The sequence below is a fragment of the Paenibacillus amylolyticus genome, assembly GCF_047302515.1.
GTDB lineage: Bacteria > Bacillota > Bacilli > Paenibacillales > Paenibacillaceae > Paenibacillus > Paenibacillus amylolyticus_G.
In genome coordinates this window covers 5,935,777-5,956,766 of sequence record NZ_CP168019.1, presented here as the reverse complement: position 1 = coordinate 5,956,766, position 20,990 = coordinate 5,935,777, and the positions used below count along the sequence as shown (strand labels likewise).

The 20,990-nt window shown below is 44.8% G+C and carries 21 protein-coding genes; 6 read left to right on the top strand and 15 right to left on the bottom strand.

All coding sequences use genetic code 11. From position 1 onward, the window contains the following. Positions 1-43: 43 nt before the first annotated feature. From ACDJ59_RS26150 to ACDJ59_RS26140, 3 genes are read right to left on the bottom strand one after another with little or no spacing between them, the layout of a single operon-like run. The gene (locus ACDJ59_RS26150; RefSeq protein ID WP_036611950.1) at positions 44-253 is read right to left on the bottom strand and encodes a DUF951 domain-containing protein; all 210 of its coding nucleotides are present in this window, start codon (positions 251-253) and stop codon (positions 44-46) included. Continuing rightward, entirely contained in the window at positions 243-1,181 is a 939-nt protein-coding gene (locus ACDJ59_RS26145) for a mechanosensitive ion channel family protein (protein ID WP_413406670.1), read from the bottom strand. Before ACDJ59_RS26145 ends, ACDJ59_RS26150 begins: the two co-directional genes overlap by 11 nt. A 14-nt stretch (positions 1,182-1,195) precedes the next feature. Then, positions 1,196-1,459, bottom strand: a complete 264-nt coding sequence (locus tag ACDJ59_RS26140; protein ID WP_017691427.1) for a DUF3343 domain-containing protein — start codon at positions 1,457-1,459, stop codon at positions 1,196-1,198. A gap of 117 nt (positions 1,460-1,576) precedes the next feature. Here ACDJ59_RS26140 and yyaC point away from each other — a divergent pair, with 117 nt between their 5' ends. Continuing rightward, a complete protein-coding gene (gene yyaC / locus ACDJ59_RS26135) occupies positions 1,577-2,182 on the top strand; it encodes a spore protease YyaC (RefSeq protein WP_036611957.1) in 606 nt (201 codons plus the stop codon). On the opposite strand, the gene ACDJ59_RS26130 is transcribed toward yyaC, so the two are convergent. The 12 genes from ACDJ59_RS26130 to rpmH form a co-directional block, all read right to left on the bottom strand. Continuing rightward, complete coding sequence (locus ACDJ59_RS26130; protein WP_036611960.1) at positions 2,157-2,657, bottom strand: DUF4446 family protein; 501 nt, start codon at positions 2,655-2,657, stop codon at positions 2,157-2,159. The two genes, yyaC and ACDJ59_RS26130, sit on opposite strands and share 26 nt — an antisense overlap. Positions 2,658-2,797: 140 nt before the next feature. Further along, positions 2,798-3,952 (bottom strand): aminotransferase class V-fold PLP-dependent enzyme, encoded by a 1,155-nt coding sequence (locus ACDJ59_RS26125; RefSeq protein WP_413406669.1) that lies wholly within the window; start codon positions 3,950-3,952, stop codon positions 2,798-2,800. A 160-nt stretch (positions 3,953-4,112) separates the two neighbouring features. Further along, a complete protein-coding gene (locus ACDJ59_RS26120; protein WP_017691423.1) occupies positions 4,113-4,958 on the bottom strand; it encodes a ParB/RepB/Spo0J family partition protein in 846 nt (281 codons plus the stop codon). Further along, positions 4,951-5,712, bottom strand: a complete 762-nt coding sequence (locus ACDJ59_RS26115) for a ParA family protein (protein ID WP_024629525.1) — start codon at positions 5,710-5,712, stop codon at positions 4,951-4,953. The genes ACDJ59_RS26120 and ACDJ59_RS26115 overlap by 8 nt, the downstream gene beginning before the upstream one ends. Positions 5,713-5,901: 189 nt before the next feature. After that, on the bottom strand, positions 5,902-6,720 hold the full coding sequence (noc, locus tag ACDJ59_RS26110) for a nucleoid occlusion protein (RefSeq protein WP_211082867.1): 819 nt from the start codon (positions 6,718-6,720) through the stop codon (positions 5,902-5,904). Positions 6,721-7,235: 515 nt separating this feature from the next. Continuing rightward, entirely contained in the window at positions 7,236-7,958 is a 723-nt protein-coding gene (rsmG, locus tag ACDJ59_RS26105; RefSeq protein WP_036611970.1) for a 16S rRNA (guanine(527)-N(7))-methyltransferase RsmG, read from the bottom strand. Next, entirely contained in the window at positions 7,958-9,847 is a 1,890-nt protein-coding gene (mnmG, locus tag ACDJ59_RS26100; RefSeq protein WP_211082868.1) for a tRNA uridine-5-carboxymethylaminomethyl(34) synthesis enzyme MnmG, read from the bottom strand. Before mnmG ends, rsmG begins: the two co-directional genes overlap by 1 nt. A gap of 222 nt (positions 9,848-10,069) precedes the next feature. Further along, on the bottom strand, positions 10,070-11,446 hold the full coding sequence (gene mnmE, locus ACDJ59_RS26095) for a tRNA uridine-5-carboxymethylaminomethyl(34) synthesis GTPase MnmE (protein WP_413406668.1): 1,377 nt from the start codon (positions 11,444-11,446) through the stop codon (positions 10,070-10,072). Between the two features lie 211 nt (positions 11,447-11,657). Next, entirely contained in the window at positions 11,658-12,359 is a 702-nt protein-coding gene (gene jag / locus ACDJ59_RS26090) for an RNA-binding cell elongation regulator Jag/EloR (RefSeq protein ID WP_036611977.1), read from the bottom strand. Beyond that, complete coding sequence (locus tag ACDJ59_RS26085) at positions 12,356-13,234, bottom strand: YidC/Oxa1 family membrane protein insertase (RefSeq protein ID WP_017691416.1); 879 nt, start codon at positions 13,232-13,234, stop codon at positions 12,356-12,358. The genes jag and ACDJ59_RS26085 overlap by 4 nt, the downstream gene beginning before the upstream one ends. Before the next feature lie 75 nt (positions 13,235-13,309). After that, on the bottom strand, positions 13,310-13,660 hold the full coding sequence (rnpA, locus tag ACDJ59_RS26080; protein ID WP_036611981.1) for a ribonuclease P protein component: 351 nt from the start codon (positions 13,658-13,660) through the stop codon (positions 13,310-13,312). A 356-nt stretch (positions 13,661-14,016) separates the two neighbouring features. Next, positions 14,017-14,151 (bottom strand): 50S ribosomal protein L34, encoded by a 135-nt coding sequence (gene rpmH / locus ACDJ59_RS26075; RefSeq protein ID WP_017691413.1) that lies wholly within the window; start codon positions 14,149-14,151, stop codon positions 14,017-14,019. Positions 14,152-14,727: 576 nt separating this feature from the next. Here rpmH and ACDJ59_RS26070 point away from each other — a divergent pair. The 5 genes from ACDJ59_RS26070 (at position 14,728) to dnaA (ending at position 20,805) form a co-directional block, all read left to right on the top strand. Next, a complete protein-coding gene (locus ACDJ59_RS26070) occupies positions 14,728-15,402 on the top strand; it encodes a GntR family transcriptional regulator (protein ID WP_413406667.1) in 675 nt (224 codons plus the stop codon). A 210-nt stretch (positions 15,403-15,612) separates the two neighbouring features. Continuing rightward, positions 15,613-16,974, top strand: coding sequence for a gluconate:H+ symporter (locus ACDJ59_RS26065; protein ID WP_036671886.1), 1,362 nt, complete (start codon positions 15,613-15,615; stop codon positions 16,972-16,974). Positions 16,975-17,040: 66 nt separating this feature from the next. Beyond that, positions 17,041-18,588, top strand: coding sequence for a gluconokinase (gene gntK / locus ACDJ59_RS26060; protein WP_413406666.1), 1,548 nt, complete (start codon positions 17,041-17,043; stop codon positions 18,586-18,588). Positions 18,589-18,780: 192 nt separating this feature from the next. After that, positions 18,781-19,092, top strand: a complete 312-nt coding sequence (locus tag ACDJ59_RS26055) for a hypothetical protein (RefSeq protein ID WP_413406665.1) — start codon at positions 18,781-18,783, stop codon at positions 19,090-19,092. Positions 19,093-19,458: 366 nt separating this feature from the next. Further along, positions 19,459-20,805 carry a chromosomal replication initiator protein DnaA gene (gene dnaA / locus ACDJ59_RS26050; protein WP_053781945.1) on the top strand — a complete coding sequence of 449 codons (1,347 nt, stop codon included), beginning with the start codon at positions 19,459-19,461 and terminating at the stop codon, positions 20,803-20,805. Positions 20,806-20,990: the final 185 nt, after the last annotated feature.

The following is a 20,990-nucleotide window of genomic DNA, read 5'->3' as shown; positions in this document are numbered from 1 at the left end:
TGTAAACGTTATTATGCATACTGCATACCGAATTATTGCAAGATCAGGATTCAGTGGAATCTTCAGCTGAACGCAGTACCTTCTTCATGTTTTTCTCGAATTTCGCTCTTGGAATCAACACGCTGTGTTTACATCCGACACACTTAATCCGAATATCCATACCCATACGAATGATCTCCATCTCATTGCTGCCACAGGGATGCTGCTTCTTCATCTGCACGATATCCCCAAGCTGGAAACTTTTACGCTCCACCTGTGCCATCCCCCTCATCTTTCTCCAAAGCTATTGCCTGTTCCAATACGGCTTGATTGCTCATCTCATGATACTCCAGCGTTTTTTTCACATCGCCCTGAATCTGACGTTCCACCGAAGCACGAGAGTTAGGCATACATTCAGCCACAATTCGCACCACATACTCTGATGTAGACATCGACTGAATACCGAGCACATCCGGCACCTTCACAATATTTAGGTCACGCTCTTCAATTCCAACCAAAGACTTCTTCACCAGATGTACCGACTCATCGAGACTTAAGTCCGCCTTCATCGGAATATCCACTACAGCCAGCGAATTCGACATGGAGTAGTTCGTTACACTTGCAATCGCCCCGTTTGGGATAATGTGCACCTCACCTTGCCAGCTGACCAGTTTCGTTGTTCTAAGTCCAATCACTTCAACCGTTCCCTTGTAGGTTCCCGTCTGAATAACATCCCCCACAGCAAACTGGTCCTCCAATATAATGAAGAAACCGGTAATAACATCCTTGACCAGACCCTGTGCACCAAAACCAATGGCAAGCCCGAGCACACCGGCACTCGCGAGTAGCGGTCCAACTTGGATATTGATCTCAGATAACAGTAGCAGAATCATAATGAAATTACATGTTATGGAGGTCGCATTTTTCAACAGTTCCCCTACGGTTACGAATCTGCGCGGATTCACGCGAATCTTGCCTTCCTGCTTGCGTTCCATGGAACGATCTATAATTCGATATACGACCTTAATGACAATACGGGTGATGATAAAAATAATGATAATCCGGATTGAGCTGAACATGATGTTAAGCCATATATCAGGATCTGCAATTTTGTTCCAGACTTTATCCGTCCAACGAAGGGCTTCATTTACAGCACCAGCAGCACTGGTCTCTTCCCCTTGAGCAAACTGAAATGACAACATTCATCATCCCTCCTCTACATCGGTATGTTATCATAGCTGTCTTCTGTTTTGAAATAGAGGCCTCGGATCTCTACGAACTCGTTACGAATGATCTTTTGCACTCGCTCCAGATCCTCTTTTGGAAACTGAATACATAGCGCACACCCTGCTGTAATTTCTTTTGGTGTAGGGAACAAATCAATCTCTATCTCGGCAAACTCCAGCAGCATTTCAGCACGCAGTGCCTGCTGGGTTGAATCAAACGCAATCAGCATCCAATCGTTAATCCATTCGTCCATGTCCGGCTCCTTTCGCCATACGTCCAACCCTAGAGAAAAAGCTTGTCCTCGTGAAGTATAAAACGCTCTACCTTTCCATATACTGTTACTACTATTCCAAGGGAAAGGATAGATCCTATGAATCCTACTTCGCGTTCCTTTTCATCACAAGACATGACCAGTTTGAAAATCCCCCATACCGATCCAGGTATTCACTCGGCCATTACCCATCGTTTAATGTTCCATCTCTATAAAGCCCATTCTCTGCAAAATGTAGTGATTGTCTGCATCGGCACAGATCGCTCAACAGGCGACTGCCTTGGTCCTCTGGTCGGATCAGCCCTTTCCAAGTGGGACAGCCCTTTATTCCATCTATATGGTACCTTGGATGAACCTGTCCATGCGATGAACCTGCAAGATACACTCCACAACATACAGAAAACACACCATAACCCTTATGTGATTGGCATTGACGCATGTCTCGGACAATCATCCAGTGTGGGATGCATTCAAGTTGTGAATGGTCCACTCAAGCCGGGTGCGGGGGTAAATAAAGAATTACCGCCGGTCGGCGATATCCATCTGACAGGTATCGTTAACGTCGGCGGCTTTATGGAATACTTTGTTCTACAGAACACACGGCTCAGTCTTGTTATGCGCATGTCCGAGATTATTTCCAGCAGTCTATACTCGGCCATTCGGGAATGGCATACACGTTCTACTCTGCTTGCTGTGCCAGAGTAATAGCTTCCTTTTCCTCTGGGGACAGAGTATACGTGGACTCTCCCCCTTTAAGAGGTTTGGCATATACGTAAGAACCGTCACGGTTATATATCCCCGTAAGAATCATGCCATCTTGGCTATCGTTAATCATGGCCATTGAGAAGCTCAGATCACTACCACGCTCTCCATATGCATTGTACCTTTTCACGCCAACTTTACCTTGAATGCGGGTCAGCTTTTGCATGACAACTTGCAGCTGATTCGTTTGCAGTTTGTGTTCATCCTCAATGCTGTCCATCTGAATTTTCAGATTAACCAGCAACGATTCCAGGTCCTCTACTCCACTGCCAGCCATCATGGCTTCATATTTACGTTTAAACTTTCGTAACTTTGCCCCTTGAACAATACTCACAATCAGCAAGATCACCGTAAGTAATGCCATTCCGCCAATAATCCACAACAGCTGTTCCAGAATCAGCTCGTTTAATTCAGCCATGTAATTGCAACTACCCCTCTATATTTTTGATCAGATTAACGTCTGTCCTGTAATATTATCATTCATTATAAATCAACCCGATATCCATAAGCTTAATCAAGCAACCCTGTATCAAATGAGTTCATCATTTTAACTCTAATCTAGTCTGCTCCAGTCAATTCCAACACTGCCTCAACGAGTGCTTCCACATGTTCTCTAGTTGAATTGTATCCCACACTGGCCCTTACTGCTCCGGTAGCGGTTGTACCAGCAGATTCGTGTGCAAGCGGTGTGCAATGAAAACCGGAGCGAACCGCAATCCCATAATTCCGATCTAAACGGAAGGCGAGTTGTGCTGAATCATACCCATCTACAGTAAAAGATACTAATCCAGTGCGTGGCTGTCCAATCTCTGGACCAAGCATTCGTATACCCTTAACGGATGACAGCCCATCCATTATATGTTGGGTCAGTTCCCACTCATGTTGGTAGATGACCGCGGGGGTCATCTCAAGTACATGTTTCACACCCGCATTCAGCCCTGCGATCCCGACTGTATTCGGCGTCCCCGCTTCATACCGATCAGGACGCACCTTTGGCTGCTCCAGAGCTTCTGACTGACTTCCTGTTCCTCCATGAAGTAAAGGCTCTATATCGAGCTCTGGAGCAATGTACAAGCCCCCTGTACCCTGAGGACCAAGCAGTCCCTTATGCCCTGGAAAAGCCAACATATCAATGCCCAATTGTTGTACATTCACAGGCATAACCCCAGCACTCTGAGCCGCATCTACCAATAAGATCGCCCCATGTTTACGACACAGGAGCGAAATTTCTCCAATAGGAAGAATACTGCCAAGCAGATTGGAACTATGTGTACATACCACCAATCTGGTATTCGAACGAAACATACGTTCCATTTGCATCAGATCAATAGCTCCCGCAGCATTAACAGGTACATAATCAATCTCTACATTTCGGAGTCTTCGCATGTACTCCAGTGGTCGTCTGACTGAGTTATGTTCAGCCATGGTGGCAATCACATGGTCGCCCTCTCTGAGCGAGCCTTGAATAGCTAGATTTAGCGCTTCAGTCGTATTTGATCCGAATGCAATATCATTCGCATTTTTGATTCCAAAAATGTTGGATATGGATTTTCTCGCCTCGAACAATACACGACTTGCCTGAACAGCCATCCGGTGACTTCCTCTGCCAGGATTAGCTCCGGCAATCTCCAATGCACTCAACATCGCATCACCGACAGCAGGTGGTTTGGGCCAAGATGTTGCTGCATGATCTAGATAGATAACTCCCTCCACCTCACAACCACCTCTGTCCTATAAATTAATAATTCGCCTACACATATTGCACAATAACCCTATAAACAAAGAATGACATATCGTTTCTCCATGGTACAGAGGCGATATGTCATGACATGAGTAAGCCCCGCATGTTGTTAATGAATCATAGACCCGACTGTTATTGTAACAATTCCAATAGCCGTTCCAGATCCTGTTGACTGTAGTAGTTGAGCTCAATTTTACCTTTATCTTTATTGTGCTTGATTTTCACTGTGGTTTTGAAACGTTCACGAAGAGATTCTTCCAATGTATCAATGAATGGATCTTTCTTTTTTAACTTCGATTTGGCTTTAGCCTCACCTGTTTTGGAGCGATCCAATTGTTGAACAGCTTCCTCCAACTCACGTACACTCCATTGCTGATCAATGGTTTGTTTGGCAAGTTGCTTCACTACAACCTCGTCTTTCACACCCACGATCGCACGTGCATGTCCCATAGATAATGTTCCACGTGAAACATGGTCTTTTACTTCTTCGGGTAATGATAACAGACGCAAGAAGTTAGCAATGTGAGAACGTGATTTACCTACTTTTACAGACAACTCTTCCTGAGTCAACGCGAATTGATCCATTAACCCCTGATAAGCAACTGCAACTTCCATGGCGTTCAGATTCTCCCGTTGCAGGTTCTCGATCAACGCAATCTCCATTACCTGCTGATCACTGAAGTTGCGGACTACAGCCGGTACCGTGGCATTACCACAATATTGCGAAGCTCTGAACCGTCGTTCTCCGGCGATAATCTCATAACCTCGTAATACAGGACGAACAATAATGGGTTGTATGACACCATGCTGACGAATGGACTCAGCCAGTTCATGTATTGCGCCCTCATCAAACACTTTACGTGGTTGATAGGGGTTAGCCCGCAGTTGACTAATCGGGATTTCTACGACTTTATCATCGTCATTAATTGAAAGCGAAGGAATGAGGGCATCAAGACCTTTTCCAAGCCGCTTACTCATAAGAAATCACTTCCTTTGCGAGCTCTAAATACACTTCCGCCCCTCTTGAACGAGGGTCATACGTGATAATGGATTGACCATGAGATGGTGCTTCACTAAGCCGTACGTTACGCGGAATAATCGTTTGATATACTTTTTGTTGAAAATACTTTTTCACTTCTTCAATAACCTGAATCCCGAGATTGGTCCTTGCATCAAACATCGTCAGCAATACCCCTTCAATCTGCAGGGATGTATTCAGATGTTTCTGTACCAGACGAACCGTATTGAGCAACTGACTTAATCCTTCAAGTGCATAATACTCACACTGAATCGGAATGATCACCGAATCGGAAGCAGTCAACGAATTGATCGTTAACATACCAAGGGATGGTGGACAATCGATCAGTATGTAATCATAGTTTTTTTTCACCATGGCGAGTGATTTTTTCAGGCGAACTTCCCGTGATATCGTGGACACCAATTCGATCTCGGCTCCGGCAAGCTGAATCGTTGCAGGTATGATATGAAGGCCTTCAATCTGAGTCTCCACAATCGCTTCTTGAGGAGGAACCTCATTAATAATGACATCATATATACAATTAGCCACATCTGCTTTATTGATTCCGACTCCGCTGGTTGTATTCCCCTGAGGGTCAATATCGACAAGCAATACTCTTTTCCCGAGTGAAGCCAGTCCTGCACCCAAGTTAACAGATGTCGTCGTTTTCCCCACACCGCCCTTTTGATTTGCTACGGCCATAATCTTAGACAATTACTTCACCTCAAATAAAATAGGAGTCTTTTCTGTAGGTTGTGAGATATTGTTAACAAAAAGCAGGCGGCTATCGTCCACACAAACAACAACTACCGTTCCATCAATATACCGACCGTTCTTTAAACATGTCAGACCTAACTTGCTTTATAGACATAAAAAGCGGCCCATTGCCGCCATAAGCTTCAATTATTTGCGTTTTGGAATATGGATAACGATCTCATAATGATCCTCATGGTCTGCTTCTTTTGTTTTGATGTCCAGACCAGAGCCAGTTACCATATCAATGGATTGGCGAATCGTATTAAGTGCAAGCCTTACATCCTTGGTAAAGGAAACACGTCTAGATTTTTTAATCTTGGAAGATTCCTTGTAGAAGGCAACACGTGCCTCTGTCTGTTTCACATTCAATTCTTTTTCGATAATCTCACCGAGCAACTTCATCTGCAGTTCTTCCGTATCCAGAGAAAGTAATGCTCTTGCATGCCGTTCAGAAATTTTACGTTCCATCAGTGCCATCTTGATTCCATCCGGAAGATTTAACAACCGAATTTTGTTCGCGATGGTAGACTGGCTTTTACCTAATCGTTGTGCAAGGCTCTCCTGTGTCAGTTGATGCAAATCTATCAATTTCTGATAAGCAACTGCTTCTTCAATGGAGGTCAACCCTTCACGCTGCAAGTTCTCAATCAGTGCAATGGATGCGGCCTGAGAGTCGTTGAATTCACGCACAATAGCCGGAATCGTATCCAAACCCAGTTTTCGAACTGCACGCCAGCGACGTTCCCCGGCAATAATCTCATATGATCCATTTCGCACGCGAACGACAATAGGCTGAATTACGCCATGTGTTTTGATCGTCTGCAACAACTCATCAATTTTATCATCATCAAAAATAGTACGGGGTTGATATGGGCTGCTCACAATTTCATTAACCGGAATCTGTTTGATCTCATCTCCGTTATTGCGCTCCGCCAAACCAAACAACTTCGAAAATTGTTCTTTCATTCCGCAGATTACCACCTAGTTTCGTAATAGCTCCCACAGTCTTTGCAGGTGCTTCTTATTCAATAAGCGACCTTTCACATGCATCGTTCTTGGAATAAGTTTTGCCTTTCATAACGCTTTCTGTCATGCAACATCGAACGCATATCCATCTATCTATACATATAATCTATGATCGCTGTGACCCAGGATCGGATACTTCTATTCTATCATCTTTTCTATCATAATCCTATGTTTACCTATTCTTTAAACTCTGCTAATTTTCCTGCTTTTTCTTTATGAATATTGGAAATATGACGACTTGCACACATTCAATTAATGTAATTGTTCATGAGCTACTGTGCGTGAAATTCATCATTACAGGTTCTTTAAGAGATATGTAATACGGAGTATCTGTAATGTTGATCCAGTCCTCCATTTCAGAAAACAAAAAAAAGAGAATGTTTCACGTGAAACATCCTCTTTATCTATGCCTAAAATTCTATTTTGTTTTGACTGATTTCAAAACCATCACGCAACTATATCAGCGGAGTCTTCATTGGAGTGCCTGGTTTGCGCGGATACTTATATGGTGTTTTATCAAATTTCTGAATCAAAATGATATGACGCTCTGATTCTTCAACCGGCAGCTGGAAGGGATGAACGGCCTTAACCCGTCCTTTCAGCTGATTGAAGCTGAACTCCGCTTCCTTCATTTCTTCACGCGGGTCTCCGCCCTTCATGGCAGCAAATATTCCACTTTTACGAACAAACGGAAGACAGAATTCATTCAGCACAGCCAGCTTGGCTACTGCACGCGCCGTAACGAGATCGTAGCTGTCACGATACCCTTCTTTACGTCCAATCTCTTCAGCACGTCCATGGACCAACTCCACGTCTGTCAGCCCAAGGATATCTACCACATGCTGTAGAAAGCCAATACGTTTATTTAGTGAATCAATGATTGTAAGCTTAATATGCGGGAAACAGATCTTCAGTGGCAATCCCGGGAAACCCGCTCCTGATCCAATGTCAGCAAGCTTATTCACTTTGGTCATGTCAGTATAAAAAGCCAGCGATACCGAATCATAAAAATGTTTTGTATACACTTGCTCCCGATCCGTTATGCCCGTCAGATTCATCTTTTCATTCCAGGATACCAGCTCCTGATAATACAGTTCGAATTGCTCCAACTGGAGTTCGCCCAGCTCTAATCCATGTTTCTTTAAGCGCCGCTGCAATTGCTGTTGAATATCGTCCATTATTGTCCCCTTGCTGCGGTTACACGGTTATAATGCTCCAGGTAGACCAGCAGAATGGAGATGTCGGCAGGAGTAACTCCAGCAATACGAGAAGCCTGACCAATCGAGATTGGACGAATCGTAGCGAGCTTCTGTTTGGCTTCCATAGCAAGACCATGAATCTCATCATATACGATGGTGTCCGGAATTTTCTTTTTCTCCATCTTTTGCAAACGTTCCACGTGGATCAATTGTTTCTCAATATAACCCGCATATTTAATTTGTATTTCAACTTGTTCTTTCATATCTGCTGTCAGTTCTACCTCAGATGGTGAGAGCTGTTCAATCAGTTCATACCCCAGCTCCGGGCGACGCAGCAAGGTAAGCAACGTACTGCCATCCTGAATAGGTGTAGATCCGTACTCTTCCAGCTTGGCATTCACTTCAACCGGGCGAGCTTTAGCCACTTTCAGACGTGCAACTTCCTGCTCGACTTTCGCCTTTTTATCCAGGAATTTCGCATAACGCTCTTCAGGGATCAGGCCAATGTCATGTCCGATTTCCGTCAAACGCATATCTGCATTATCATGGCGAAGCAACAGACGATATTCAGCGCGTGAAGTCAACAGACGATACGGTTCATTTGTACCCTTTGTTACCAGATCATCAATCAGCACGCCAATATAACCTTGGGAACGATCCAGTATTACCGGCTCTTTCCCCTGTACTTTGAGTGCAGCGTTGATTCCAGCCATAACACCTTGTCCTGCTGCTTCTTCATAACCGGAGGTACCATTAATCTGACCCGCCGTAAACAGACCTGGTAGACGTTTAGTTTCCAGTGAAGGCCACAATTGTGTAGGCACCATCGCATCGTATTCAATCGCATAACCATTACGCATCATTTCCACTTTTTCCATACCTGGAATGGAACGCAGCATAGCCAGTTGGACGTCTTCTGGCATACTCGTAGACAACCCCTGTACGTAATACTCGGATGTGTTCTTGCCTTCCGGCTCAAGGAATATCTGATGTTTCGGCTTGTCGCTGAAACGAACAATTTTATCCTCAATGGAAGGGCAATAACGTGGTCCGGTTCCTTCAATAAGACCCGAGAACATCGGAGCACGATGCAGATTATCATTAATAATCTGATGTGTTTCCACAGATGTATACGTCAACCAGCAAGGCAGTTGCTCATTATCGGAAGATTCTGTTTCATAGGAAAAGAACTTCGGCTTGTCATCACCAGGCTGAATTTCGGTTTTGCTAAAATCAATCGTATCCTTATGCACACGTGGTGGTGTACCCGTTTTGAAACGAACCAGATCAAAGCCCAGTTCACGCAGATTCTCTGACAATTTAAGAGAGGGTTGTTGATTGTTCGGTCCACTCTCATACATCAACTCGCCCATAATTACTTTACCGCGCAAGTATGTGCCTGTTGTCAGAACGACCGCTTTAGCCCGATACTCTGTTCCGGTCTGAGTCACAACGCCTACACATTTTCCGTCTTCAACGATCAGTCGATCAACCATACCCTGACGCATTGTCAGATTACGTTCATTCTCCATCGTTTCCTTCATTTTATGCTGGTAGGAGAATTTATCTGCCTGGGCACGAAGCGCGTGAACAGCAGGCCCTTTACCCGTGTTAAGCATCCGCATCTGAATAAAGGTTTTATCGATATTCCGTCCCATTTCTCCACCAAGTGCATCAATCTCGCGTACAACATGTCCTTTGGCCGGTCCCCCAATAGATGGGTTACAAGGCATAAAGGCCACCATATCCAGATTAATCGTAATCATTAGTGTTTTGGACCCCATACGAGCTGCGGCCAGCGCGGATTCAACACCAGCATGTCCTGCACCAACGACGATTACATCATAACTGCCGCCATCAAAAGCCATTCCCGTTTACCTCCTTATTCCGCTGCATTTGGTGTAACTCACACAGACGGATCATGTTCTACAATAATGAAACTACTTCTAACCGTTCATCGGAACTTGCATTCCTATCTATATAAAACCAACACGTAATGGCTACAACATCATTCCATCCTTTGACAACAGGCAGAAATTGTACCTTTCCATCATACACTACGATTTAAGTCAATTGGCAGTATATTTTTTTTACTTTCCTAGACAGAACTGGGAGAAAATCTGATCAATTAATGCATCATGTGCTGTATCTCCAACAATCTCGCCCAAATGCTCCCACGCCAAACGAACATCAATCTGAATCATATCGATCGGAATGAACTGCTCTGCTGCTTCATAGGCATCAACCAGGGACTGCTTCGCTTTTTTGAGCAAAGCAATATGACGCACATTACTGACATAGGTCAGATCTGCGGACTCCAGTTTACCACTGAAGAATAGCGTAGAGATGGCATCTTCCAGTCGATCCACACCCAGATCATCTTTCACCGACATCGGCACAAGTCGTTCTTCTGGAATGTAACGAAGCAACACGTCACGTTCTACCTGTGGCGTTAAGTCCATTTTATTCATAATGATTATCGATTGTCTACCGCGGATTTGTTCCAATAATTCAATCTCATCGGGATGAAGTGGCTCCGCGGCACTCACAACCATTAAGATCAGATCGGCTTCACTTACTGCAGAACGAGAGCGTTCTACCCCGATCTTCTCTACAACGTCCATTGTTTCCCGTATTCCTGCTGTATCCAGCAATTTCAGTGGAATATTATTAATCGTAATGAACTCCTCGATCACATCACGAGTTGTTCCTGGAATGTCCGTGACGATGGCCCGGTTGTCTTGCGCAAGTGTATTCATCAATGAGGATTTACCTACGTTAGGTCGTCCAACGATAGCCGTCGTGATACCTTCTCGCAGGATCTTACCTTGTTCTGCTGTAGTCAGCAATTTATCAATTTCAGTCATAACCTGACTGGACTTTTCTTTAATAAAATCAGACGTTAACGACTCCACATCATGCTCGGGATAATCGATATTCACTTCAATATGAGCCAGTGTTTCCACCAATGTATATCGTAGATCACGCAACTTGGAAGACAGTTTGCCTTCAACCTGTTTCAACGCAACCGAGAAAGCCCGGTCCGATTTAGAACGAATAAGATCCATGACTCCTTCCGCCTGAGACAGGTCAATCCGCCCATTAAGGAAAGCACGCTTCGTGAACTCACCGGGTTCAGCCAGACGAATATCGAGCTGCAACAGGAGGTCCATGACCCGTTTTACGGACACCACACCGCCATGCGCACTGATCTCCACGACATCTTCTGTTGTGAACGAGCGTGGTGCTCGCATTACCGTAACCAATACTTCCTCGATCTTCTCCCCATTAGCCGGATCTATGATATGACCATAATGAACCGTATGAGAAGCTGCCTGAGTTAAAGGGGTTTTGCTGCGAAAAATCTTTTCCGTCTCCGACACTGCTTCCGGGCCGCTGACCCGGATCACGGCGATACCCGCCTCTCCGACAGCCGTTGATATCGCTGTGATCGTATCACTGATCATGGTTATCTCTCCTTGCTCTATTTTAAAATTGCCGTCCCTCGGGGGACGCCATATCCATTTTCAAATCTATTAATGATATATCTTATGACATGTCACTTATCGTATTAAGTTCACTCTTTACTTGTTCTACGCACCTTATCAAATTGCTTCTGTACGAAAAAAGCAATGGCTTCTGCACCGGGCAGGAAGCCATTGCGTCTTCAATTTCGTGTTATTTCGTCGTAATAACCACACGCCGATTAGGCTCCTCGCCCTTACTTAACGTCTTAATCTGCGGGTGATTTTGCAGTTTTGCATGGATGACTTTTCTTTCGAGCGGAGGCATTGGTTCCAGTACAACTTCCTTGCCGGTACGGATAGCTTGTCCAGCCAACCGTTCAGCCAGATCCTCCAGCGTCTTCCGCCGACGTTGACGGAAATTCTCCGCGTCGAGCACAATTCGAACGAAGCTTTCCGAATATCGGTTCGCTACAATGTTCGTTAGATACTGAAGCGCATCCAGCGTCTGTCCACGTCTGCCAATAATCATGCCCAGATCTTCACCAGCAATATTGAAGATATGTCCATCCCGCTGTTTTTTGATATGCACTTCAACATCCAGTCCCATACCTGCTGCGACCTCTTTCAAGAAAGCAGCCGCTTCTTCATAGGGATTTTTAGCTGCAACATCCTCGAGTAATGCATCTACTTCAGATTTGTATGCAGCTGGTTTGATCGGCTGTGGAACAACTTCCGGTACAGGCAATAATTTCACTTCAACTTTAGCCGCCCTCACCCCGAACAAACCCAGGAATCCTTTTGACGGCTGCTCTAACACTTGTATCTCGACCTTGTCCCGACTTACGCCAAGCTCGGTCAATCCTTGGTTTACAGCATCTTCAACGGTTTTTCCTGACGTAATGACTTTGGTCATTTCGATTTTTTGGCCCCTTTCGACCCTTTTCCAGAGACGGTAGCTTTGCCACCGTTTTTGCGTTTAGCTCCATTTTTGGAAGAGCTATTCTGCTTCACGTTGACCTCAGCCACGATTTTATCATTATTCCGGTAAAGGAAATAGTTTTGCACGATCGTGTAGATGTTACTGTAGAACCAGTACAGCGGAAGTGCTGACGGGAACTGGTAAGACATCACGAAGATCAAAATCGGGTACACCCACAGCATAAACTGCATCGGACCCACTTGCTGTGCAGGGTTCATACGCATCATCATCCATGTTTGAATGAATGTTGTAATAGCGGCCAGCACTGGCAAAATAAACAGGTGATCGGGTGATCCGAGCTGGAGCCACAAGAAATCATGCGTTCTCAGACTGGAGTTTCCGTAAATTGAGTTATAAAGTGCGATGTAAATCGGCATCTGAATGATAAGTGGCAGACAACCGGCCATCGGATTAACTTTGTTCTCCTGGAACAACTTCATCGTTTCTTGCTGAACTTTCTCAGGTGTATCTTTAAACTTGGCTTGAATCTCCTTCAGCTGCGGCTGAATCGCCTGCATAGCTTTGGAGCTACGGACTTGTTTCATTGTTAGTGGTAAAATCAATGTCCGTACAATAAGCACCATCACGAGGACGGCCAGTCCATATTCACCGTTGAACCAGTTGGCGAAAGTATCGAGCGCCAGTGAGAACCAGTAAATAACATTAGCTTGCCAAAAAGAATCACTATTCTTCAGATCTTCCGTAGTAACCCCGGCTCCTTGTGGAGTACATCCGGCGAGTACAGTGACCATTGCAATGACTGCAATGAGGAGAATCCACTTCCCCTTTGATGTCTTCAATCGCGACACTTCATAACCCCTCTCTTAACCAATCCATTCCATCGTAAAATCATACCATAATTAGGAGGACAAATAAACCGAAGCTTACCGTTTGCTCGACTTCAAAAGAGAGCCCTTTCGCATCGCATGTAGCAGGCTTTTCTCCATTTCCTTATAGGGCATGTCCAGTGCACCTTTTCTGACAATAAAAATCAGATCCATCTGCGTGACGATCTCATGCTCATGATGACGAACAATTTCCTTGATCATGCGTCTCATCCGGTTGCGTACGACAGCGTTTCCGATTTTCTTGCTGCATGATACACCGACCCGAAATTGTTCCGTATCTTTACGGCGACAACCATACACCACGAATTGATGATTGGCAAACGATTTCCCATACCGGTATACGCGGCTAAAGTCCGCCCGGTTTCGTAGACGCAGTCTTTTATACACGGCGCTTCTCCTTGCTGTTCTCCACCATTGTTATTGACGGAGGCCTCATTACTGATTTAGTATAGGCTTTCTTGAATGACGGTAAACCGTCTTGGCGACAGCTCATTTGGGATGATTGTTAATCAGCTACTTGAACTGATCCGCATTCATCCGGGATGAATGTTGATTGGCCATTTAAACCTATCAACGATTCATCATTATATAAGGTAAGTTTTCGAAAAATGGAAAACTCACTCAACATACATCGTGTGTGTTCGGCACTTTTTCGCAGACCATTCAGACCTGATCTGTAGCAGCATCCAGTCTGATTTGAGCTAATTAAGAAAAAAAAGACCACCTCGGTGGTCTTCAATGCATTAAGCACTTAGGTTTTTACGGCCTTTAAGGCGACGTGCGGCCAAAATTTTACGGCCGTTGCTCGTGCTCATTCTTTTCCGGAAACCATGAACTTTTTTACGTTTGCTAACGTTCGGTTTGAATGTAGGTCTCAATGTATTGCACCTCCTCACAAGGAAATACTTATGTGATGAATCACTTTCATCTTCACAGAAAACACCTTTATATATTTAACCATGATCCCCTGGAAAAGTCAACTGCATGGCGCAAGGCTTCTCCCTCTTTTATATACACTCTTCATCCCCCCCAAAGTAATGACCACAGTTCGTCCACTTCAATACCATTTTCAAGCCCCGAAGAGAGGCCTGAAAGTTATCCCCAGACCCTGATCAGATCACCCTATTTTATTTTTTATAGTTATCCACACCCTCCAATACCTGTTATTTCCTTCATTACATCCTGTTTGAAGTTATTCACATGTGGATAATGATTATAGGCTATGAATATCGTCAAATTCTAATCCGGTTGTATCCGCTTCAATTAAGGTTTACAAGCTTTTGAGAAAGGTGTAGGATAAAAATCACATCTTGTATACAAGTAGTCCTTTGAAAAAAACATTAGCCGTTAGCTTGTAGCTACAGACTATGGATTGAACTGAATGTCCAGTCCGCAAAATAGTTATGCTATGATCAGTAATGAACTGATTACTTATTAATAGGAGCGTTAGCCATATGTTATTTCCTTCTTCCTGGCTTCAAGGGGCATCCCGTGGTGAAGCCATTGCCTGCGAATTAAGGCTGCGGATCATCAGCGGTACCCTTCGACCTGGAGAGATTTTGTCGGAAAATCGAATTGCGGCTGATTTTGACAGCAGTCGTTCACCTGTCCGTGAAGCGTTACGGACATTGTCCAATGAAGGGCTTATTCGACTTGAACGTATGGGGGTCGTTGTCATTGGACTACGAATCAAGGATGTCGAAGAATTGTATGATGTCCGTTTCCTGATTGAAAGTTTTGTGCAGCAGCGACTTGCTGGTGATGTCCCAGAATCATTAATCATCCAGTTGCGTAACGTAATCGACAAAATGCAACTCGCTGGACGGCATCAGGACGCAGTCGAATTCGCCTATCAGGATCTCGTTTTCCACGAGACCATCATTGAAGCTGCTCAGCATTCCCGTATTTCACATCTATGGAAGAGTATTCGATATGTTGTGATGACCGTTATGCTGCTTACAACGCGCAGAGTATTTGTTCAAGGCGAGCAGAAAGTAAGCGCTGTAATTGAGAAACACCTTTTGCTCGTTGAAGCACTTGAATCAGGTGACAAGGTACTCATTCAGGCTGGAGTCCGCACGTATTTCCAAGATTCTGGCAAAACGCTGCACGAAAGCTTTGATTCTTAATCGATGCAAGGCGTTTGCAATCATATCCGTCGTGAATGATTGCGGCTTAACTTGTCGACAAGTATACAAAATGCGATTTTGTTTCAAATTTGGGCATGATAAAACTACATTTTTCGCCAACACCTTCTGCGATATTGGTACACATTTAATTGTTGACGATAATTTCACTTGTAAGCGTTCTATATCAGAAATAAAGGAGCACATAACATCATGAGCACTCTTTTTGGACTATCCCACAACGCAACATTATTGGTTTGGACGTTAATTGCGATCGTTTTTCTGATCGTTTTGATCTCCAAGTATAAATGGAATCCCTTTATCACCCTGCTGTTGTCCGCATTAATGCTCGGTTTGCTTACAGGCATGAAACCTGCCGATGTGATCTCTTCCATTACCGGGGGACTTGGCGGCACACTTGGAACCATCGCAATTGTTATTGCTCTCGGTACAATGCTTGGTAAGATGATGGCCGAATCAGGCGGTGCCGAGCGCATTGCAACTACATTGGTTGATCGGTTCGGTGTGAAACGTGTGCACTGGGCCATGATGATTGTTGGATTTATCGTTGGTATTCCTGTTTTCTTCGAAGTCGGCGTGATTTTGATGATCCCCATCATTTTCACCGTTGCACGTAAAACCAACATGTCTTTGCTGCAGATTGGTATTCCCATTTTGGCGGGTCTGTCGACTGTACACGGTTTGGTTCCACCCCATCCAGCGCCAATGATTGCGATTGAAGCCTTCAGTGCCGATTTGGGTAAAACCATTTTGTACTCTCTTATTGTTGGTATTCCTACAGCGATTATTGCAGGTCCTTTGTTTGGTAAATTTATTGGTAAAAGAATACACACCGAACCGCCAGCAGAACTGGCTGAACAATTCGCAACCAAAACAAACAGCAACATGCCTGGGTTTGGTATTACCCTGTTTACCATATTGCTGCCGGTTATTTTGATGCTTATTGGTTCCATTGCAAGCATCATTGACCCAAATGCCACGAGCGGTTTCACCGTTTTCAGTGAATTTATCGGTCATGAGATCATTGCTCTGCTCATTTCAGTTGTATTTGCCCTCTTTTCACTCGGCTTTGCACGTGGGTTCACCAAGCACGATATTTCTCGCTTCACCAGTGAATGTCTGGCGCCTACGGCGACCATCATTCTCATTATTGGCGGAGGCGGTGCCTTCAAACAGGTATTGATCAATAGTGGCGTAGGTAACGCCATTGCTGAAGTCGCTACCCATGCCAACATCAACGTGATCCTGTTTGCCTGGCTTGTCGCTGGGCTCATTCGTGTAGCTACCGGTTCAGCAACCGTAGCCATGACAACAGCCGCCGGTATCGTCGCTCCAGTGCTTGCACTCACACCAGGGGCCAATATTGAGCTGGTTGTACTCGCCACAGGTGCAGGGTCACTCATCTTGTCTCATGTAAACGATGCAGGATTCTGGATGATCAAAGAATTCTTTAATATGAGCGTTTCCCAGACATTGAAAACGTGGACCGTTATGGAAACACTATTATCCGTGGTGGGACTGATCTTTATTTTGCTCCTGAGTACAGTGGTATAAATGGTCTATATATAGTAGAAAGAAATTAAAATCTCATCGCTTTCTGGAGAAAGAAGGATTAAATACATGAACAACTACATGATTGGGATCGATATTGGTACCACCAGTACCAAATCCGTCTTATTTACCGAGCAAGGCTCTGTCGTCAGTACCTCAACACAGGAATATCCTTTGTACACCCCTGCACCCGATGTTGCCGAGCAGGACCCTGAAGAGATTGTGCAAGCGGCCCTCCGCTCTGTGCGAGGAGTCATGGATCAGAGTGGTGTTGCTGCCGAGCAGATCCTGTTTGTATCCTGCAGCTCGGCTATGCATAGTGTCATTGCCATGGGACAGGATAACAAACCCTTAACCCGTTGCATCACCTGGGCGGATAATCGAAGTGCAGCTTGGTCTGCCCAGCTGCAAGAGAATGGATTGGGCCATCGCATCTATCTGCGCACAGGTACACCGATCCATCCCATGTCACCACTGACCAAATTAATGTGGCTGCGCCACGATGAACCTGAACTTTTTGAGCGCACAGCCAAATTTATTTCGATTAAAGAATATTTGTTCTTCCGTCTATTCGGACAATATGTTGTCGACCATTCCATCGCTTCCTGCACAGGCTTGCTCAATCTGGAACAACTGGACTGGGACGCAGAGGCCCTTGAGGTTGCAGGCATTACACCCGACCATCTCTCGAAGCTTGTACCTACAACACATATATTAGAAGGAATGAATCACGAATCGGCTGAAAAAATGGCTCTCTCCTCCTCTACGCCCTTTGTTATTGGCGCAAGTGATGGGGTTTTATCCAATCTCGGCGTAAACGCCATTGAACCTGGTGTTGTCGCAGCAACCATCGGAACCAGCGGGGCCATTCGCACTGTCGTGGACCGTCCGGTTACCGATCCCAAAGGTCGAACCTTCTGTTATTCCCTCACAGAGAATCTTTGGGTCATTGGTGGACCTGTGAATAACGGTGGCATGCTGTTTCGTTGGGTGCGGGATGAATTCGCCGCGTCTGAAGTGGAGACAGCCAAACGACTTGGCATCAATTCCTATGATGTGCTGACCAAAATTGCCGAACGTGTCCGGCCGGGATCGGAAGGACTTCTGTTTCATCCGTACCTTTCGGGCGAACGTGCCCCTTTGTGGAATCCGGATGCCCGTGGTTCCTTTTTTGGCTTAACACTCCATCACCAAAAAGAGCATATGATCCGTGCTGTCCTGGAAGGGGTTATTTTCAACCTATATACGGTACTGCTCGCCATGGAAGAACAGATTGGGCAACCTACCTCCATTCAAGCCACAGGTGGGTTTGCGCGTTCTCCTCTCTGGCGCCAGATGATGTCTGATATCTTCAATCAGGAAGTGGTTGTACCCGAGAGCTTCGAAAGTTCCTGTCTGGGTGCCGTCGTGCTTGGTTTATACGCTACAGGGCGGATCCAATCGCTTCATGCCGTTTCTTCCATGGTCGGTACAACGCATCGGCATACCCCTGTCAAAGAGAATGCTGTACTCTACCAAGAGCTGCTACCCATCTTTATTCGAATCTCTCGCAAACTGGAAGAGGAATACGCAGATATCGCTGAATTCCAGCGTAAGATGTCCCTTCCCCGTCTCTAAATCATCAATCCATACTTCGTCTCTGCACCAAAAAAAGAGGGTGTCCTCTAAAACCAAAAATCGGTTTTAGAGGACACCCTCTTTTGCTATACACGCATAATCTATCCTTTGAATTCATATTATACATTCATACACTTCAACCTCCATATTCGAGCATCAGCTTACCTCTTGATCCTGATAATCTCATTACATATGTCTCAAAATGAAGTCATCTATGTCCATTATTCTTATACATTGCCATCACAGCATTACCCTCTGCTCAGAAAATATACCACTGATCTTGTTCAATTAAAATATGAGTTTACTCCCCTCTCCGTCTCCCATCCAGACACTGATTTCGTTGCTTTCACCATCGCCCCATTGGCAAGAAAAACACGAGAGGTGAGAGGTCACTCTTTTTCCGATCTCAATCATGCTTCATTTTCACTTCACGGTTATCCACAGACAGGTTATTCACAAACCAAGAATACTTTTACACACAATTTGGCATCATTTGACGGATAACCTGTGTATAAAACATTTTTGGTTTTTGGGTCATTCTGTCGAAAGTTAAACAGTTTATAAACAATATATTGTGTTGTGACTAAAAATTATACACAAGTTATTGAATTTGTGGATAAAATCACGCGATACGTTGAAATGCGGGGTTTCTTTTGCTATGATTGTATTACTTTTGGATGTGAATATGTGATCTGACCCATAATATTATCAACAGCCTGTGGATAAAGTTGTGAACAATTTTCCGTTGTTCATACTTTTTTTGTTTTCGACCTGTGGGAGTTTGGGGATAAATTCAACAATATATCTCGTATTTCGACACTGCATCATGGCTTAAGCCACACTTGGAACATGTAAAAGGAGTGACAGTCTGTGGACAGCCATACTTCTGATTTATGGCAGCAAATTTTATCAATCATACAAAACAAACTCAGCAAACCCAGCTTTGACACCTGGTTCAAAGCAACCAAAGCCACCAAGCTGAATGACCGTTCAATCGTCATTTCCGCACCAACCACGTTTGCCGTCGAATGGCTGGAGAGCCGTTACACCAAATTGGTTGGCTCGACGGTATACGAGCTGCTTGGCAAGCAAGTCGATGTGAAATTTGTCATCGAAGAGAACAAACCTGCTGAACCGGACCCGCAACTGCCGGCACCAACACCTAAAGTTGTACAGGAAGAAGCGGTACTCAGCATGCTGAATCCGAAATATACGTTCGATACATTTGTCATCGGACCGGGCAACCGTTTTGCCCATGCCGCATCGCTGGCGGTCGCTGAAGCGCCCGCCAAAGCTTACAATCCTCTCTTTCTGTATGGAGGGGTAGGTCTCGGTAAAACTCACTTGATGCATGCGATCGGACATTACGTTCTGGAGCATGATCCGGGCAGCAAAGTCGTTTATTTGTCGTCTGAGAAATTCACCAACGAATTCATTAACTCAATCCGTGACAACCGCGGGGAGAGCTTCCGTAACAAATACCGGAGCGTCGACATTTTGCTCATTGATGATATTCAGTTCTTGGCGGGAAAAGAATCAACACAAGAGGAATTTTTCCATACGTTTAATGCGCTGCATGAGGAACGGAAGCAGATTATCATCTCCAGCGACAGACCACCGAAGGAAATTCCAACACTGGAAGAACGGCTTCGTTCTCGCTTTGAATGGGGGTTAATTACGGATATCCAGCCTCCAGATTTGGAGACGAGGATTGCAATTTTGCGTAAAAAGGCACGTGCGGAAAACTTGGATATTCCGAATGAAGCGATGATGTACATTGCCAACCAGATTGACACCAACATCCGTGAACTGGAAGGTGCCCTGATTCGGGTCGTTGCTTACTCTTCACTGACTAATCAAGATGTAACCACTCATCTGGCAGCTGAAGCACTGAAGGATATTATTCCTTCCAGTCGTCCCAAAATGATCACTATTCATGACATCCAACAAAAGGTCGGCGAGTATTATAGCCTTAAGCTTGAAGATTTCAAAGCACGGAAACGGACCAAGGCAGTTGCTTTTCCAAGACAGATTGCCATGTATCTCTCTCGTGAACTGACAGACTTTTCCCTGCCCAAAATTGGGGAAGCATTCGGAGGACGAGATCACACCACTGTCATACATGCTCACGAAAAAATCTCCCAAGCGATTAAAAACGATCAGGATCTCTATAAAGTTATCAACAACTTAACCGAAAAAATAAAGAATCCAACCTGAACAAGTCCCAAGCCTATGCACAACGTATACACATGTGGATAGGCTTGGGTGTACGGGTTTATACCCACTTATCCACATATTCAGTGCCCCTATTACTATTATTACTAAAAAGATCTTAAAGATATCATCTCCAAAATAGCCATTTCGGAGCTTAGCCTTCGGCCTTTGAAAAACACCTTTTAACA

What these genes read in the sequence shown, in the direction of transcription:
- ACDJ59_RS26145 (WP_413406670.1), bottom strand. Translation starts at nt 1,181, where the DNA reads ATGTTGTCATTTCAGTTTGCTCAAGGGGAAGAGACCAGTGCTGCTGGT.
- ACDJ59_RS26140 (WP_017691427.1), bottom strand. Translation starts at nt 1,459, where the DNA reads ATGGACGAATGGATTAACGATTGGATGCTGATTGCGTTTGATTCAACC.
- yyaC (WP_036611957.1), top strand. Translation starts at nt 1,577, where the DNA reads ATGAATCCTACTTCGCGTTCCTTTTCATCACAAGACATGACCAGTTTG.
- ACDJ59_RS26130 (WP_036611960.1), bottom strand. Translation starts at nt 2,657, where the DNA reads ATGGCTGAATTAAACGAGCTGATTCTGGAACAGCTGTTGTGGATTATT.
- ACDJ59_RS26120 (WP_017691423.1), bottom strand. Translation starts at nt 4,958, where the DNA reads ATGAGTAAGCGGCTTGGAAAAGGTCTTGATGCCCTCATTCCTTCGCTT.
- noc (WP_211082867.1), bottom strand. Translation starts at nt 6,720, where the DNA reads ATGAAAGAACAATTTTCGAAGTTGTTTGGTTTGGCGGAGCGCAATAAC.
- rsmG (WP_036611970.1), bottom strand. Translation starts at nt 7,958, where the DNA reads ATGGACGATATTCAACAGCAATTGCAGCGGCGCTTAAAGAAACATGGA.
- mnmG (WP_211082868.1), bottom strand. Translation starts at nt 9,847, where the DNA reads ATGGCTTTTGATGGCGGCAGTTATGATGTAATCGTCGTTGGTGCAGGA.
- mnmE (WP_413406668.1), bottom strand. Translation starts at nt 11,446, where the DNA reads ATGATCAGTGATACGATCACAGCGATATCAACGGCTGTCGGAGAGGCG.
- jag (WP_036611977.1), bottom strand. Translation starts at nt 12,359, where the DNA reads ATGACCAAAGTCATTACGTCAGGAAAAACCGTTGAAGATGCTGTAAAC.
- ACDJ59_RS26070 (WP_413406667.1), top strand. Translation starts at nt 14,728, where the DNA reads ATGTTATTTCCTTCTTCCTGGCTTCAAGGGGCATCCCGTGGTGAAGCC.
- ACDJ59_RS26065 (WP_036671886.1), top strand. Translation starts at nt 15,613, where the DNA reads ATGAGCACTCTTTTTGGACTATCCCACAACGCAACATTATTGGTTTGG.
- gntK (WP_413406666.1), top strand. Translation starts at nt 17,041, where the DNA reads ATGAACAACTACATGATTGGGATCGATATTGGTACCACCAGTACCAAA.
- ACDJ59_RS26055 (WP_413406665.1), top strand. Translation starts at nt 18,781, where the DNA reads ATGTCTCAAAATGAAGTCATCTATGTCCATTATTCTTATACATTGCCA.